Annotated in this window: 13 protein-coding genes and 1 tRNA gene; 1 reads left to right on the forward strand and 13 read right to left on the reverse strand. The window is 67.0% G+C overall.

What is annotated here, in order from left to right; all coding sequences use genetic code 11:
- Positions 1–4: 4 nt before the first annotated feature.
- The 13 genes from rpsG to ACQP17_RS16465 form a co-directional block, all read right to left on the reverse strand.
- Entirely contained in the window at positions 5–475 is a 471-nt protein-coding gene (rpsG, locus tag ACQP17_RS16405; RefSeq protein ID WP_004571813.1) for a 30S ribosomal protein S7, read from the reverse strand.
- A 2-nt stretch (positions 476–477) separates the two neighbouring features.
- Positions 478–849 (reverse strand): 30S ribosomal protein S12, encoded by a 372-nt coding sequence (gene rpsL / locus ACQP17_RS16410; RefSeq protein WP_003948652.1) that lies wholly within the window; start codon positions 847–849, stop codon positions 478–480.
- Positions 850–1228: 379 nt separating this feature from the next.
- On the reverse strand, positions 1229–1711 hold the full coding sequence (locus ACQP17_RS16415) for a DUF1707 and DUF4190 domain-containing protein (RefSeq protein ID WP_433856967.1): 483 nt from the start codon (positions 1709–1711) through the stop codon (positions 1229–1231).
- A 244-nt stretch (positions 1712–1955) separates the two neighbouring features.
- The gene (locus ACQP17_RS16420; RefSeq protein ID WP_189101116.1) at positions 1956–5855 is read right to left on the reverse strand and encodes a DNA-directed RNA polymerase subunit beta'; all 3900 of its coding nucleotides are present in this window, start codon (positions 5853–5855) and stop codon (positions 1956–1958) included.
- 100 nt (positions 5856–5955) lie between these two features.
- Entirely contained in the window at positions 5956–9441 is a 3486-nt protein-coding gene (gene rpoB, locus ACQP17_RS16425; protein WP_364880230.1) for a DNA-directed RNA polymerase subunit beta, read from the reverse strand.
- A 622-nt stretch (positions 9442–10063) separates the two neighbouring features.
- Positions 10064–10450, reverse strand: coding sequence for a 50S ribosomal protein L7/L12 (gene rplL / locus ACQP17_RS16430; RefSeq protein WP_189101118.1), 387 nt, complete (start codon positions 10448–10450; stop codon positions 10064–10066).
- Between the two features lie 108 nt (positions 10451–10558).
- Entirely contained in the window at positions 10559–11110 is a 552-nt protein-coding gene (rplJ, locus tag ACQP17_RS16435) for a 50S ribosomal protein L10 (RefSeq protein ID WP_364880232.1), read from the reverse strand.
- Between the two features lie 317 nt (positions 11111–11427).
- Positions 11428–12291: a hypothetical protein gene (locus tag ACQP17_RS16440; protein WP_433856968.1), complete on the reverse strand. Its 864-nt coding sequence runs from the start codon at positions 12289–12291 to the stop codon at positions 11428–11430.
- Between the two features lie 150 nt (positions 12292–12441).
- Positions 12442–13158, reverse strand: a complete 717-nt coding sequence (rplA, locus tag ACQP17_RS16445) for a 50S ribosomal protein L1 (protein ID WP_433856969.1) — start codon at positions 13156–13158, stop codon at positions 12442–12444.
- Between the two features lie 82 nt (positions 13159–13240).
- Entirely contained in the window at positions 13241–13675 is a 435-nt protein-coding gene (gene rplK / locus ACQP17_RS16450) for a 50S ribosomal protein L11 (protein WP_083105792.1), read from the reverse strand.
- A gap of 168 nt (positions 13676–13843) precedes the next feature.
- A complete protein-coding gene (nusG, locus tag ACQP17_RS16455) occupies positions 13844–14707 on the reverse strand; it encodes a transcription termination/antitermination protein NusG (protein WP_433856970.1) in 864 nt (287 codons plus the stop codon).
- Positions 14708–14780: 73 nt separating this feature from the next.
- On the reverse strand, positions 14781–15077 hold the full coding sequence (gene secE, locus ACQP17_RS16460) for a preprotein translocase subunit SecE (protein WP_189101125.1): 297 nt from the start codon (positions 15075–15077) through the stop codon (positions 14781–14783).
- Between the two features lie 107 nt (positions 15078–15184).
- Positions 15185–15257 (reverse strand) — tRNA-Trp (locus ACQP17_RS16465).
- 183 nt (positions 15258–15440) lie between these two features.
- Here ACQP17_RS16465 and ACQP17_RS16470 point away from each other — a divergent pair.
- A complete protein-coding gene (locus ACQP17_RS16470; protein ID WP_364880241.1) occupies positions 15441–16676 on the forward strand; it encodes a pyridoxal phosphate-dependent aminotransferase in 1236 nt (411 codons plus the stop codon).
- Positions 16677–16786 lie beyond the last annotated feature (110 nt).

Here is a 16786-nt window from a genome sequence, read left to right on the forward strand (position 1 = left end):
GCGACTACCAGCGGTAGTGCGCGAAGGCCTTGTTGGACTCGGCCATCTTGTGCGTGTCCTCACGCTTCTTGACCGAAGCGCCGAGGCCGTTGGAGGCGTCGAGCAGTTCGTTCATGAGGCGCTCGGTCATGGTCTTCTCGCGGCGGGCGCGGGAGTAGCCCACGAGCCAGCGGAGCGAGAGGGTGGCGGCGCGGCCGGGCTTGACCTCGACCGGGACCTGGTAGGTCGCGCCACCGACACGGCGGGACTTGACCTCAAGGGTCGGCTTGATGTTCTCGAGCGCGCGCTTGAGCGTGATGACCGGGTCGTTACCGGTCTTCTCGCGCAGACCCTCCATGGCGCCGTAGACGATGCGCTCGGCGGTGGAGCGCTTGCCGTTCAGCAGCACCTTGTTGATGAGGGAGGTCACCAGAGGAGAACCGTAGACCGGGTCGATGATGACCGGGCGCTTCGGGGCGGGGCCCTTACGAGGCATTCTTACTTCTCCTTCTTGGCGCCGTAGCGGCTGCGAGCCTGCTTGCGGTTCTTGACGCCCTGCGTGTCGAGGGAGCCGCGGATGATCTTGTACCGAACACCCGGCAGGTCCTTCACACGACCACCACGCACGAGCACGATCGAGTGCTCCTGCAGGTTGTGGCCCTCACCCGGAATGTAAGCGGTGACCTCGATCCCGCTGGTCAGACGCACACGCGCGACCTTACGCAGGGCCGAGTTCGGCTTCTTCGGGGTGGTCGTGAAAACACGCGTGCAGACGCCACGGCGCTGGGGGGAACCCTCGAGCGCGGGCGTCTTGTTCTTCTCGACCTTGTCCTGCCGGCCCTTGCGGACCAGCTGCTGGATCGTAGGCACCGTTTCTCCGGTTTCTGTGTGCCAGTCTCGGTAAAGCTAACCTGGAACTTCCCCGACCCACGCGGTCGGGTGTGTCGAATACTGCAGTCCGAACCCTCGCTGGAACGAGCGTGGCGGCAGATTGCGGTGTCAAAACCTGGCCACCGCGGTGAGCGCACTCCGGGCAGAAGCTCGGGAGATTGCGCATACGGCAGCCCAGGGACACCCCAGGCACAAGGTCAGAGCGTACCTACCGCATTGGCTGCGGTCAAAACAAATGCACACGCGAAGGACACGCCGGACTCCTCACGGCGTTGCGGCCACCGTAGTGCGATCCACGGCCCTACGGAAGAAGGCACCGCTCCCCCGCCACGACCGGGGCCGGCCGGCCCCGCAGCCCCTAGAGGTTGGACACGGCGAGCAGGACCGACAGCAGGAGGAACAGCGTCCAGCCGCCGATGCCCAGCCAGCCGAGCACCAGGCCGGCGAGGGCCTGCCCGTCCCCGCGCTCGCCGGTGCGGCGGATCTCGGCACGCGCCTTGTGCCCCAGGATCACGGCCGGGATCGCCGTCAGCCCCCAGGTCACCGGCGTCATGATCCCACAGACCAGGGCGCCCGTCGCCGAACCGTTCGTGGGCACCGGCGGCGGCATCTGCATCGGCAGGAAGGTCGCCGGCATCATCGGGCGCTGCGGCAGGAACTGCGCCTGCGGCACCGGCCCCTGCGGCAGATCCGCGACCAGCATCTGCAACTCGGCGTGGGTCTGGGCCTGGTAGGCCCGCGCGAGCCGCTGCTCGTACTCCGGCTGCTGCAGCCGCCCCTCGGCGAATCCCGCCTTGAGCACATCGACCGCCCGCTCACGATCGGCGTGCGAGGCACGCATGACCGGCACCTGATTCGACGGCTGAGCAGGCTGCCCACCCTGCCACGGCTGGAATGCCACTTCGCGAACCTCCCCCCGCTCGACAGTTCTCCCCATCTTCTCATCACAGACGCAGAGAAGGGAGGACAAGTTCCCCCGCACGCACGCCTGCCACGGGAGGACGGGCGGAAAGGGGGCGCCCGCACACGCCGCAGGGCGGCCACCCCGAGGGGTGACCGCCCTGTTGCTGTCGTACGGACCAGGATTACTGGTTGTACGGACCGTAGTCGTAGTCCTCCAGCGGGACCGCCTGGCCGGAGCCGGTGCCGAAGGGCGAGTAGTCGATGTCGTCGTAACCGACGGCCGAGTACATCGCGGCCTTCGCCTCCTCGGTCGGCTCGACCCGGATGTTGCGGTAGCGGGACAGGCCCGTACCGGCCGGGATGAGCTTACCGATGATGACGTTCTCCTTGAGGCCGATCAGGGAGTCCGACTTGGCGTTGATCGCCGCGTCGGTCAGGACCCTGGTCGTCTCCTGGAAGGACGCCGCCGACAGCCACGACTCGGTGGCCAGCGACGCCTTGGTGATACCCATCAGCTGCGGACGGCCGGAGGCCGGGTGGCCACCCTCCGCCACGACCCGACGGTTCTCACCCTCGAACTTCGTGCGCTCCACCAGCTCGCCCGGCAGCAGCTCCGCGTCGCCGGACTCGATGATCGTCACACGGCGCAGCATCTGCCGGATGATGATCTCGATGTGCTTGTCGTGGATCGCCACGCCCTGGCTGTTGTAGACCTTCTGGACCTCGCCGACCAGGTGGACCTGGACGGCACGCTGGCCGAGGATCCGCAGCACGTCGTGCGGGTTGACGGCACCCACGGTCATCGGCTGGCCGACCGTGACGTGGTCGCCCTCGCCCACCAGGAGACGGGCACGCTTGGAGACGCCGTAGGCCATCTCGTCGCTGCCGTCGTCCGGGGTGACAACGACCTTCTTGGTCTTCTCGGTCTCCTCGATCCGGACGCGGCCGGCCGCCTCCGAGATCGGGGCGACGCCCTTGGGCGTACGGGCCTCGAAGAGCTCGACGACACGCGGCAGACCCAGGGTGATGTCGTCACCGGCCACACCACCGGTGTGGAAGGTACGCATCGTCAGCTGGGTGCCGGGCTCACCGATGGACTGGGCGGCGATGATGCCGACCGCCTCACCGATGTCGACCAGCTTGCCGGTGGCCAGCGAACGGCCGTAGCAGAAGGCACAGGTGCCGACCGCGGACTCACAGGTCAGGACCGAGCGGGTCTTGACCTCCTCGACGCCCGCGTTGACCAGCGCGTCGATGAGCACGTCACCGAGGTCGACGTTCGCCGGGGCGACGACCTTGCCGTCGACGACGACATCCTCGGCCAGCATGCGTGCGTAGACGCTGGACTCGACGTCGTCCGCCTTGCGCAGGACACCCGCGGCGTCCTTCGAGGCGATCCGCAGCTTGAGGCCGCGCTCGGTGCCGCAGTCCTCCTCGCGAATGATGACGTCCTGGGAGACGTCGACCAGACGACGGGTGAGGTAACCGGAGTCGGCGGTACGCAGAGCGGTGTCCGCCAGACCCTTACGGGCACCGTGCGTGGAGATGAAGTACTCCAGCACGGACAGACCCTCGCGGAACGAGGCCTTGATCGGACGCGGGATGGTCTCGTTCTTGGCGTTCGACACCAGACCACGCATACCCGCGATCTGCCGCATCTGCATCATGTTTCCTCGGGCACCCGAGTCAACCATCATGAAGATGGGGTTCGTCTTGGGGAAGTTCTCATTCATCGCCTCGGAGACCTCGTTGGTCGCCTTGGTCCAGATGTTGATGAGTTCCTGCGTGCGCTCGTCCTTGGTGATCAGACCGCGCTCGTACTGCTTCTGGACCTTCTCGTCCTGGGCCTCGTAGCCCGCGACGATGGCCTTCTTGGCCTCCGGCACGACGATGTCCGAGACGGCGACGGTGACGCCGGAACGGGTCGCCCAGTGGAAGCCGGCCGCCTTCAGGTTGTCGAGCGTCGCCGCAACGATGACCTTGGGGTAGCGCTCGGCCAGGTCGTTGACGATCGCGGAGAGCTGCTTCTTGCCCACCGAGTAGTCGACGAACGGGTAGTCCTCGGGCAGCAGCTCGTTGAAGAGCGCGCGGCCCAGGGTCGTCCGCAGGCGGAAGCTGTCACCGGGCTGCCACTCGGGCTCGCCCTCTTCCGGAACCGGCGGGGTCCAGCCGCGCGGCGGGACGGTGCCGATCGGGAAGCGGATGTCGACCTTCGCCTGGAGCGAGAGCTCCTTGGCGTCGAACGCCATGATCGCCTCGGCGGTCGAGCCGAACGCCCGGCCCTCACCGATGACCTTGCGCTCCTCTTCATCCGTGGTGAGGAAGAAGAGACCGAGCACCATGTCCTGGGTCGGCATGGTGACCGGACGGCCGTCGGCCGGCTTGAGGATGTTGTTCGAGGACAGCATCAGGATGCGGGCCTCGGCCTGGGCCTCCGCGGACAGCGGGAGGTGGACGGCCATCTGGTCACCGTCGAAGTCCGCGTTGAACGCGGTGCAGACGAGCGGGTGAATCTGAATGGCCTTGCCCTCGACCAGCTGCGGCTCGAAGGCCTGGATGCCCAGACGGTGCAGGGTGGGTGCACGGTTCAGCAGCACCGGGTGCTCGGCGATGACCTCTTCGAGGACGTCGTACACGACGGTGCGGCCGCGCTCGACCATGCGCTTGGCGCTCTTGATGTTCTGCGCGTGGTTGAGGTCCACCAGGCGCTTCATCACGAACGGCTTGAAGAGCTCCAGCGCCATGGCCTTGGGCAGACCGCACTGGTGCAGCTTGAGCTGCGGGCCGACGACGATGACGGAACGCGCCGAGTAGTCGACTCGCTTACCGAGCAGGTTCTGACGGAAGCGGCCCTGCTTGCCCTTCAGCATGTCACTGAGGGACTTCAGCGGGCGGTTACCGGGACCGGTGACCGGGCGACCGCGGCGGCCGTTGTCGAACAGCGCGTCGACGGCCTCCTGCAGCATCCGCTTCTCGTTGTTCACGATGATCTCGGGCGCGCCGAGGTCGAGAAGCCGCTTGAGGCGGTTGTTGCGGTTGATCACACGGCGGTACAGGTCGTTCAGGTCGGAGGTCGCGAAGCGGCCACCGTCCAGCTGCACCATCGGACGCAGGTCCGGCGGGATCACCGGGATGCAGTCCAGCACCATGCCCTTGGGGCTGTTGCGGGTCTGCAGGAAGGCGGAGACGACCTTGAGGCGCTTGAGCGCACGGGTCTTCTTCTGGCCCTTGCCGGTCCGGATGATCTCGCGGAGGCGCTCGGCCTCCTCGTCGAGGTCGAAGGTCTCCAGGCGCTTCTGCAGGGCGGCGGCACCCATGGAGCCGTCGAAGTACGTGCCGAAGCGGTCCCGCAGCTCGCGGTAGAGCAGCTCGTCGCCCTCGAGGTCCTGGACCTTGAGGTTCTTGAAGCGGTTCCAGACCTCGTCGAGACGGTCGATCTCGCGCTGCGCACGGTCGCGCAGCTGCTTCATCTCGCGCTCGGCACCCTCGCGCACCTTGCGGCGCACGTCCGCCTTGGCGCCCTCGGCCTCCAGCTCGGCCAGGTCGGTCTCGAGCTTCTTGGCGCGGGCCTCCAGGTCGGAGTCGCGGCGCTGCTCGATCTGCTGACGCTCGACGGAGACGTGCGCCTCCAGCGAGGGCAGGTCGCGCGTACGGCGCTCCTCGTCCACCCACGTGATCATGTAGGCGGCGAAGTAGATGACCTTCTCGAGGTCCTTGGGCGCGAGGTCCAGCAGGTAGCCCAGCCGGCTCGGCACGCCCTTGAAGTACCAGATGTGGGTCACGGGAGCGGCAAGCTCGATGTGGCCCATCCGCTCACGCCGCACCTTGGCGCGAGTGACCTCGACGCCGCAGCGCTCGCAGATGATGCCCTTGAAGCGGACGCGCTTGTACTTACCGCAGTAGCACTCCCAGTCCCGGGTCGGACCGAAGATCTTCTCGCAGAAGAGTCCGTCCTTTTCGGGCTTGAGCGTGCGGTAGTTGATGGTCTCGGGCTTCTTGACCTCGCCGTGGCTCCACTGACGGATGTCGTCAGCGGTGGCCAGACCGATCCGGAGCTCATCGAAGAAGTTGACGTCGAGCACTATGCGTCAATCCCTCTCAGGGTTGTAAGTCTTGGGGTCTGAAACGGGGGTCCTGGGGCCGGCCGGGGGAACCATCGCTGGCTCCCCGGCCGGACTCCCGTCAGACCTCTTCGACGCTGCTCGGCTCGCGCCGGGACAGGTCGATGCCGAGCTCCTCCGCTGCGCGGAAGACGTCCTCGTCGGTGTCGCGCATCTCGATGGACATGCCGTCCGAGGACAGCACCTCCACGTTGAGGCACAGGGACTGCATTTCCTTGATGAGCACCTTGAAGGACTCGGGAATGCCGGGCTCGGGGATGTTCTCGCCCTTGACGATGGCCTCGTAGACCTTCACGCGGCCGGTCACGTCGTCGGACTTGATCGTCAGCAGCTCCTGGAGGGCGTATGCGGCGCCGTATGCCTCCAGCGCCCACACCTCCATCTCACCGAACCGCTGGCCACCGAACTGAGCCTTACCACCCAGCGGCTGCTGGGTGATCATCGAGTACGGACCGGTCGAACGCGCGTGGAGCTTGTCGTCGACCAGGTGGTGCAGCTTGAGGATGTACATGTACCCGATCGAGATCGGGTCCGGGAACGGCTCACCGGAGCGGCCGTCGAACAGCCGGGCCTTGCCGGAGCCCTTGACCATCCGCTCACCGTCACGGTTGGGGATCGTCGACTCGAAGAGACCGGAGATCTCGTCCTCGCGCGCACCGTCGAACACCGGGGTGGCGACGTTGGAGCCGGGGGCGACCTCGTCGGCGGAGATCGAGTGGAGACGCTTCTTCCACTCCTCCTCGACACCCTCGACCTTCCAGCCCTGGCTGGCGAGCCAGCCGAGGTGGATCTCCAGGACCTGTCCCGGGTTCATTCGGGACGGGACACCCAGCGGGTTGAGGATGATGTCGACCGGGGTGCCGTCCTCGAGGAACGGCATGTCCTCGACCGGCAGGATCTTCGAGATGACGCCCTTGTTGCCGTGCCGGCCGGCGAGCTTGTCGCCGTCGGTGATCTTGCGCTTCTGGGCGACGTAGACGCGGACCAGCTGGTTCACGCCCGGGGGCAGCTCGTCGCCCTCTTCGCGGTCGAAGACGCGGACGCCGATGACCTTGCCGATCTCACCGTGCGGCACCTTCAGCGAGGTGTCGCGCACCTCGCGCGCCTTCTCACCGAAGATCGCGCGGAGCAGGCGCTCCTCGGGGGTCAGCTCGGTCTCACCCTTGGGCGTGACCTTGCCGACGAGGATGTCGCCGGCGACGACCTCGGCACCGATACGGATGATGCCGCGCTCGTCGAGGTCGGAGAGGACCTCCTCGGAGACGTTCGGGATGTCCCGGGTGATCTCCTCGGGGCCCAGCTTGGTGTCACGGGCGTCGACCTCGTGCTCCTCGATGTGGATCGAGGAGAGGACGTCGTCCTGCACGAGGCGCTGCGACAGGATGATCGCGTCCTCGTAGTTGTGACCCTCCCACGGCATGAACGCCACGAGCAGGTTCTTACCGAGGGCCATCTCGCCCTCTTCGGTGGACGGACCGTCGGCGAGGACCTGGCCCTCGATGACGCGCGCGCCCTCGTCCACGACGACCTTCTGGTTGAAGGAGGTGCCCTGGTTGGAGCGGGTGAACTTGGCGACGCGGTACGTGGTGTACGTGCCGTCGTCGTTGGCGACGGTGATGTAGTCCGCGGAGACCTCCTGGACCACACCGTCCTTCTCCGCCTTGATGACGTCGCCGGCGTCGACCGCGCAGCGGTACTCCATGCCGGTGCCGACCAGCGGCGACTCCGCCTTGATCAGCGGAACGGCCTGGCGCATCATGTTCGATCCCATGAGCGCGCGGTTGGCGTCGTCGTGCTCGAGGAACGGGATCATGGCGGTCGCGGCCGACACCATCTGGCGCGGCGAGACGTCCATGAAGTCGACCTCGTCGGCCGGCACCAGGTCGACCTCGCCGCCGCGGCGGCGGACCAGGACACGCTGCTCGGCGAAGCGCATGTCCTCGGAGAGCTTCGCGTTGGCCTGGGCGATCAGGAAGCGGTCCTCCTCATCAGCGGTGAGGTAGTCCACCTCCTCGGTGACCTGGCCGTCGACGACCTTGCGGTAGGGCGTCTCGATGAAGCCGAAGACGTTGACCCGGCCGTAGGAGGCCAGCGAGCCGATCAGACCGATGTTGGGACCTTCAGGGGTCTCGATCGGGCACATGCGGCCGTAGTGCGAGGGGTGCACGTCACGGACGTCCAGGCCGGCCCGCTCACGGGAGAGACCGCCCGGGCCCAGCGCCGACAGACGGCGCTTGTGGGTCAGACCCGACAGCGGGTTGGTCTGGTCCATGAACTGCGACAGCTGGCTGGTGCCGAAGAACTCCTTGATGGAGGCGACGACCGGCCGGATGTTGATCAGGGTCTGCGGCGTGATCGCCTCGACGTCCTGGGTGGTCATGCGCTCACGCACGACGCGCTCCATACGGGCGAGACCCGTACGGACCTGGTTCTGGATCAGCTCGCCGACGTTGCGCAGACGGCGGTTGCCGAAGTGGTCGATGTCGTCGGTCTCGACGACGATCTCCGTGCCGTTCTCGCCGATCGTCTCGGTCTCACCGGCGTGCAGCTTGACCAGGTACTTGATCGTGGCGATGACGTCATCGGTGGTCAGCACACCGGCGTCGAGCGGCTCGTCGCCGCCGAGCTTCTTGTTGACCTTGTAGCGGCCGACCTTCGCGAGGTCGTAGCGCTTCGGGTTGAAGTAGAGGTTCTCGAGCAGCGTCTGCGCGGCCTCACGGGTCGGCGGCTCGCCCGGACGCAGCTTGCGGTAGATGTCGAGCAGCGCGTCGTCCTGGCCCTGGGTGTGGTCCTTCTCCAGGGTGGCGCGCATGGACTCGTACTCGCCGAACTCCTCGAGGATCTGCTCGGTGGTCCACCCGAGCGCCTTGAGCAGGACGGTGACGGACTGCTTGCGCTTGCGGTCGATGCGCACACCGACCATGTCGCGCTTGTCGATCTCCATCTCCAGCCAGGCACCCCGGGACGGGATGATCTTGGCGGAGAAGATGTCCTTGTCGGACGTCTTGTCGATGGAGCTGTCGAAGTACACGCCCGGCGAGCGGACCAGCTGCGAGACGACGACACGCTCGGTGCCGTTGATGCAGAAGGTTCCCTTGTTGGTCATGAGCGGGAAGTCGCCCATGAAGACCGTCTGGGACTTGATCTCGCCGGTCTCGTTGTTCGTGAACTCAGCGGTGACGAAGAGCGGAGCCGCGTACGTGAAGTCGCGCTCCTTGCACTCGTCGATGGAGTTCTTCGGGGGCTCGAAGCGGTGGTCGCGGAACGTCAGCGACATCGACCCGGAGAAGTCCTCGATCGGGGAGATCTCTTCGAAGATCTCTTCCAGACCGGACTTGGTGGGGACTTCCTGCCCACTCTCCAGCGCAGCCTCGACGCGACCCTTCCATGCGGCATTGCCGAGCAGCCAGTCGAAGCTTTCGGTCTGCAGCGCAAGGAGGTTCGGAACCCCGAGGGGCTCCTTGATCTTCGCAAAAGAGATGCGCAGCGGGGCGGTGCTGTCGCCGTTGTTCGTATTGGCAGTCGAGGCGTTGCGCGAGGCGGCCAAGAGGGGGTCCTTCCGAGGGCTCGGACTCACTACGCGCGTACCGGTCCCGAACCGAACAGACTGAGGGAAAGCCCAGATCAGGGCGGATCATTCAGCTTTGCTCGGGCTCGGGTATGCCCCTGGTGACGGGCAGGGAGCAGCTAACAGGCAGCGCAAAGGGTCAGTGTAGCCACTTGGCACACTGATGTCCAGAGCGAGTTTCCGGAGACCGGTTCAGCACCGTGATACCGATCTTCTCCCTCCGGGGGGCCGTGTCCTCCGCACCGGAGGAAGCCCTCGTTTGTTCTTCTCAATGCCCTGCGCCTGCCGAAAGCCCTGCGCCAGTGGCGCACACCGATGCTTCCCTCTTCGTCGGCGATCCATGCCTCGAACCCTGGATCGCTTCTGCGTCGCGTCCCGAGAATTGCGCGCCGCGTCCGGTTCGTCAAGGCCCCCCACCTCGGGGAGATCGTCACATGGGGGCAGGTCCGGGCAACGAAGATCACCATACTCGCACGCAGGCGCGAGGGAATGCAGCCGTGACGAGCACGCCGAAGGGCGACCACCCGCATGGGTGATCGCCCTTGGCACGTGTCCCTGACGCCTCAGGCGCCCGGGACGTGAGTCGGAAGACTCAGTGAAGTCACTTGACCTCGACGGAGGCGCCGGCGCCCTTGAGGGACTCGGCGGCCTTCTCGGCGGCGTCCTTGGCGACCTTCTCGAGGACGGGCTTCGGGGTGCCGTCGACGAGGTCCTTGGCCTCCTTCAGACCCAGGGAGGTCAGCTCACGCACGACCTTGATGACCTGGATCTTCTTGTCGCCCGCACCGGTGAGGATGACGTCGAACTCGTCCTTCTCCTCCTCGGCGGCGGCGGCCGGGGCGCCCGGGGCACCGGCGGCGGCAACGGCGACCGGGGCAGCAGCCTCGACGTCGAACTTGTCCTCGAAGAGCTTCACGAACTCGGAGAGCTCGATGAGGGTCATCTCCTCGAACTGCGCGAGCAGGTCTTCCTGGCTGAGCTTCGCCATGGTGGCGGTCCTTCCACTAATTCGGCGGGTGCCGGATGTACATGAATGGCGGGCGTACGGGCCCGCTGGGCCTACGAGTGCCACGCCCCGGCAGGGGCATGAGTGTGGTTACTCGGCAGCCTCGGCGGGAGCCGGCGTACCGGCACCGCCCTGCTCGACCTTGCTGCGAAGCGCGTCCGCGGTGCGGGCGAACTTCGTGAGCGGGGCCTGGAAGGTCGCCGCGGCCTTGGCCATGGACGCCTTCATGCCACCCGCCAGCTTGGCGAGCAGAACCTCGCGGGACTCGAGGTCCGCAAGCTTCTTGATCTCGTCGGCGGACAGCGCCTTGCCGTCAAGGACACCGCCCTTGATGACGAGAGCGGGGTTTTCCTTGGCGAAGTCACGAAGACCCTTCGCCGCCGTGACCGGGTCACCGGTCACGAAGGCAACAGCGGTCGAGCCCTTGAGGTGCTCGTCCAGCTGAATCCCGGCCTCCTTGGCCGCGATCTTGGTCAGCGTGTTCTTCACCACACGGTACTGAGCGTTCTCGCCGAGAGAACGACGCAGCTCCTTGAGCTGCGCCACACTCAGTCCGGTGTAAGAAGTCACAACAGCTGCGTGGGAGTCACGGAGCTTCTCCGTGATCTCCGCAACGGCTGCGTTCTTGTCAGACGTCGCCATGAGCCTCGGCCTCCTTCCGGGTGATGAGGACCGCGCAGAAGGGGCTGGGCAAAACAAACGCCCCGGCGCAGGCGCACGGGGCGTACTCGACCGTACGGAAATCCGTCCGGGAGTTCATCCATACACACCTGCGCAGGCCGTCCGCAGCTAGCGGATCCTTCGGCCACCGCGCGCCCGGAATCCGGACGCACAGAGACAACCAGCGGTCTTTGGCTTCCGGGAAAAGATACGGGAGCCGACCGCGGTCAGGCAAATCGGCCCGGGCGGGGGACCTCGGAGGGCCCCCGCCCGGGCCGGCGCACGCGCGGTGGAGCCGGTCAGGCGCCGGGTGCGGTGGCCGTCCGGCCGGCCGGCGGCGGGGTCAGGTCGACCGTGGCGCCGTAGTCCGAGAAGAGCGCCGTGGAGCTGCTCGGCTGCTTGCCGCCGAGCTTCTCCACCTTCTTGACCAGCAGGTTGTGGTCGTCGATCCAGACGTCGAGCTGCTCGCTCTTCGCGCCGCCCTTCGCGAGCTGCTTCTGGACGAGGTCCCGGACCGACTTGCCGGCCTTGTCGCTCAGCTGATCCATCGTGACGGTGCCGGTGTAGTGCGTGGCCCGGACGCCGTTCACGCTCTCCTTGCCGACGGCCTTGGCCGTGCCGGAGGCGATCAGCAGCTCGATCGGCTGGCTCGGGTCGGCGTTCTGCAGGACGTCCTGGAAGAGCGTGCCCGAGCCGCCCAGCCCCTTCGACAGCGCCTCGTACGAGTACTTCATCCAGGGCTTGCCGCCCATGCCCGGCATGACGGCGCTCATGTTCATGTACACGGCGTCCTTGGTGTAGATCGCCTTGATCGGCTTGCCGGGGCCGCCCCCGCCGCTCACGGTGTTCGACACGTTCATCTGCATGCCGTGCGTCCAGTCCAGCCCGCCCTTGATGGACTGCTTCATCCGGCCGCGGGGCGTGGTCGTGTCGGTGGTGCCGTCGATCTGCGCGGTCTTCTTGCCGGAGGTCGCCTCCTGGGCGGCCTTCAGCGCGTCCACCGGGTTCTGTGCCGGGTCCTGCTTGCCGCCCGCTGCGTCGCTGCTCCCACCGCTGCCGCTGCCGCTGCCGGCCGCCTTGCCACCGTCGTCGTTACAGGCGCTCAGGCTGCCGACCAACATCACCGCACCCGCCACGGCGGCGGCTATACGCGTGCTCCGCATGTGAGGCTCCCCCTTTAGATCATCTTTATGGACCTCGGGGCGACTGTAATGCAGGGCACCGACAGCGCATGCGTCAGGCCCCGTCCCTCCCGGAGGGGAGACGGGGCCTGACGTGAAACATCACGCGCTACGAGGCGCTGATCGAGGAGATCAGACGGCGTCGTCCTCGACGAGGAGGTTGCGGGTGCGGTTGGCGTCCAGCGGGATGCCGGGGCCCATCGTGGTGGTGACGGTCGCCTTCTTGATGTAGCGGCCCTTCGCGGCGGACGGCTTGAGGCGGTTGATCTCCTCGAGCGCCGCGGCGTAGTTCTCCACCAGCTTGGTCTCGTCGAAGGAGACCTTGCCGATGATGAAGTGGAGGTTCGCGTGCTTGTCCACGCGGAACTCGATCTTGCCGCCCTTGATGTCGGTGACAGCCTTGGCGACATCCGGGGTGACGGTGCCGGTCTTCGGGTTCGGCATCAGACCACGGGGACCGAGCACGCGGCCGAGGCGGCCGACCTTGCCCATGAGGTCCGGGGTGGCGACGACGGCGTCGAAGTCCAGACGGCCCTTGGAGACCTCGTCGATCAGTTCGTCCGAGCCGACGATGTCGGCGCCGGCGGCTTCCGCGGCCGCAGCACGGTCACCGGTCGCGAAGACCAGGACCCGGGCGGTCTTACCGGTGCCGTGCGGGAGGTTCACGGTGCCACGGACCATCTGGTCGGCCTTGCGCGGGTCAACGCCCAGACGCATGGCGACCTCGACGGTCGCGTCGAACTTGACGGAGGTGGTCTCCTTGGCGAGACGGACGGCCTCGAGGGGGGCGTACACGCGCTCCCGGTCGATCTTCGCGTCCGCGTTGCGAAGAGTCTTGCTGCGCTTCACTTCTGCTCCTGGTGCAGTGGGGTGGAGTCGTGGTGCGGACCAGCGCCTGGTCCTGCCACGGGGTGCCGTGAGGGGCTGAGGATCAGCCCTCGACCGTGACGCCCATGGAACGGGCGGTGCCGGCGATGATCTTCTCGGCGGCGTCCAGGTCGTTGGCGTTCAGGTCGGGCATCTTGGTGGTGGCGATCTCGCGGACCTGGTCGCGGGTGATCTTGGCGACCTTGGTCTTGTGCGGCTCGCCGGAGCCCTTCTCCACGCCCGCGGCCTTCAGGATCAGCTTCGCGGCCGGCGGAGTCTTGGTGATGAAGGTGAAGGAACGGTCTTCGTAGACCGTGATCTCCACCGGCACGACCATGCCACGCTGCGACTCGGTCGCGGCGTTGTAGGCCTTGCAGAACTCCATGATGTTGACGCCGTGCTGACCCAGCGCGGGGCCGACCGGCGGAGCCGGGTTTGCGGCACCGGCCTGGATCTGGAGCTTGATAAGCCCCGTGACCTTCTTCTTCTTGGGAGGCATGCTCTCTCCGGGTCCTAGTGAGAGGTGTTTCGCCTGGCCATCCGGTCATCCGGATGGAGGCATACCGCACCACGATAACGGGTATCGTCGTGCGGCCAAAAACCGAGCAGGTCAGACCGGCTGTGAGCCCGTCTGACCTGGTCGGTTTGGCTGGTGGTCCGGAAGAACCTAGTTCTTCTGGATCTGGTCGAAGCTCAGCTCGACCGGGGTCTCGCGGCCGAAGATCTCGACGAGGCCCTTGACCTTCTTCGAGTCGGCGTTGATCTCGTTGATCGTCGCCTGCAGCGTCGCGAACGGGCCGTCGGTGACGGTGACGGAGTCGCCCACCTCGAAGTCCAGCACCTGGACCTCGACCTTGCGGGACGGCGCCGGCTTACCCTCGGCCGCGGCGGCCTCCTTGGCGGCCTTCTCCTCGGCCTCCGGGGCGAGCATCTTGACGATCTCGTCCAGCGTCAGCGGGTAGGGGTCGTAGGCGTTGCCGACGAAGCCGGTGACACCCGGGGTGTTGCGGACGACGCCCCAGGACTCGTTCGTCAGGTCCATGCGCACGAGAACGTAGCCCGGGAGCTTGTTCTGGCGGATGGTCTTGCGCTCGCCGTTCTTGATCTGGGCGACCTCTTCCTGCGGCACCTCGGCCTGGAAGATGAAGTCCTCGACGTTCAGCGAGACGGCACGCTGTTCGAGGTTGGTCTTCACGCGGTTCTCGTAGCCCGCGTAGGTGTGGATGACGTACCACTCACCGGGCAGGCCGCGGAGTTCCTCGCGGAGGGCGGCGATCGGGTCGACCGGCTCCTGCTCCTCGTCCTCGGCGACCTCGGCGGTGGCCTCGGCGTCCTCCTCGACGTGCACCGCGGCCTCTTCGGCGGGCTCACCGGCGGCGTCCTCGGCGTCGACCTCGTCGACCGCGTCGGCGTTCTCGACGATGTCACGCGCGGTGTCGTCGCCCTCGACCTCGGCCGAGGCGGCCGCGTCCACGTCGGCCGCTGCCGTTTCGGCGGAGTCGGCGGCGTCGTTCAGGTTCGGGTCAGACACGGTGGCTGCTTCTTCCTGGCTTCAAGGGGTTGAACATGCGAAACGGGCGCCCGCTGAGGCGCCCTCCGCGGGATCAGCCGAAGACGTACCCGACGACTCGGTTGATTCCCAAGTCAATCACGGTTACGAGACCGATGATGATGACAACGAAGACGATCACCACACTGGTGTACGTCGACAGCTGGCTGCGCGTCGGCCAGACGACCTTGCGGAGCTCCGCCACGATCTGGCGGTAGAAAAGCGCGAGCCGCGCGAAAGGGCCCTTCTTGCCGCGCTTGCCGCCGCGACGGGGCTTCTTCTGGGAATCCGCGGTGTCGTCCTCGGAATGACCGCGCTCAGGCATGTCGATGGAGCCCAGGGCGTCCGTCACTCGTCCTCACCTGAATCCGGATCGTGGCCGTGCCGCGCCCTGCCCTGCCGCACGGCGGTGCATTTCCTACGTACGCGTGCACGCACCGTGGTGGAGAGTGCGTGTAGCAGGGCCGGAGGGACTTGAACCCCCAACCGCTGGTTTTGGAGACCAGTGCTCTACCAATTGAGCTACGACCCTTTGTGGTTCCCCCAACCTACCGCATACGGGCGACTGCACCTGGTGCATGTCCCGCGGCGACCTGTTGGGAGCCAACGGTCAGCGAGTGTACGTGCTTCGGGGCCGGGCGTCGAACACGATCCATGCGGGTGGTGCCCGCAAACCCGTGTGCCGGGCTCGTCGGGGGTCTGCAACGATGCATGTATGAGCGCTGCAACCCCTTCCGCATCGTCCCCCACCGAACGCCGGGTCTCGGCCCGCGTCGGTTCGATCTCCGAGTCGGCGACCCTCGCCGTCGACGCCAAGGCGAAGGCCCTCAAGGCCGCCGGACGTCCGGTGATCGGCTTCGGCGCCGGTGAGCCCGACTTCCCCACGCCCGACTACATCGTCGAGGCGGCCGTCGAGGCCTGCCGCAACCCGAAGTACCACCGCTACACCCCGGCAGGCGGCCTGCCCGAGCTGAAGACCGCGATCGCCGCGAAGACGCTGCGCGACTCCGGCTACGAGATCGAGGCCGCGAACGTCCTGGTGACGAACGGTGGCAAGCAGGCGATCTACGAGGCGTTCGCAGCGATCCTCGACCCGGGCGACGAGGTCATCGTCCCGGCGCCGTACTGGACCACCTACCCCGAGTCGATCCGTCTCGCCGGCGGTGTGCCGGTCGACGTGGTCGCCGACGAGACCACCGGCTACCGCGTGACCGTGGAGCAGCTGGAGGCCGCCCGCACGGACCGCACCAAGGTGCTGCTGTTCGTCTCGCCGTCGAACCCGACCGGCGCGGTCTACACCCGCGAGCAGGTCGAGGCGGTCGGCCGCTGGGCCGCCGAGCACGGCCTGTGGGTGCTGACCGACGAGATCTACGAGCACCTGGTCTACGGCGACGCCGAGTTCTCGTCGCTGCCGGTGGTCGTGCCCGAGCTGCGCGACAAGTGCATCATCGTCAACGGCGTGGCGAAGACCTACGCGATGACCGGCTGGCGGGTGGGCTGGGCGATCGGTCCCAAGGACGTCATCAAGGCCGCGGCGAACCTCCAGTCGCACGCCACGTCCAACGTCTCCAACGTCGCCCAGGCCGCGGCCATCGCGGCGGTCTCCGGCGATCTGACGGCCGTCGAGGAGATGAAGGTCGCCTTCGACCGCCGCCGTCGCACCATCGTGCGGATGCTCAACGAGATCGACGGCGTGCTGTGCCCCGAGCCGGAGGGCGCGTTCTACGCGTACCCGTCGGTCAAGGAGCTGCTGGGCAAGGAGATCCGCGGCAAGCGCCCGCAGACCAGCGTCGAGCTGGCCGGGCTGATCCTGGAGGAGGCGGAGGTCGCCGTCGTCCCGGGTGAGGCCTTCGGCACCCCCGGCTACCTGCGGCTTTCCTACGCACTGGGCGACGAGGACCTGGTCGAGGGCGTGTCGCGGCTGCAGAAGCTGCTGGCGGAGGCCAAGTAGCCCCTGAAGGACTGCCGGCACCTGGGATACCCGCATGCCGTGAGCGGGCGCCGGGACACCGTCCCGGCGCCCGCTCGTCCGTTCTCCCGGACACCCCTTCGGGAAAGGCC

It is taken from the genome of Streptomyces kronopolitis (assembly GCF_050953795.1).
Taxonomy (GTDB): domain Bacteria; phylum Actinomycetota; class Actinomycetes; order Streptomycetales; family Streptomycetaceae; genus Streptomyces; species Streptomyces kronopolitis_A.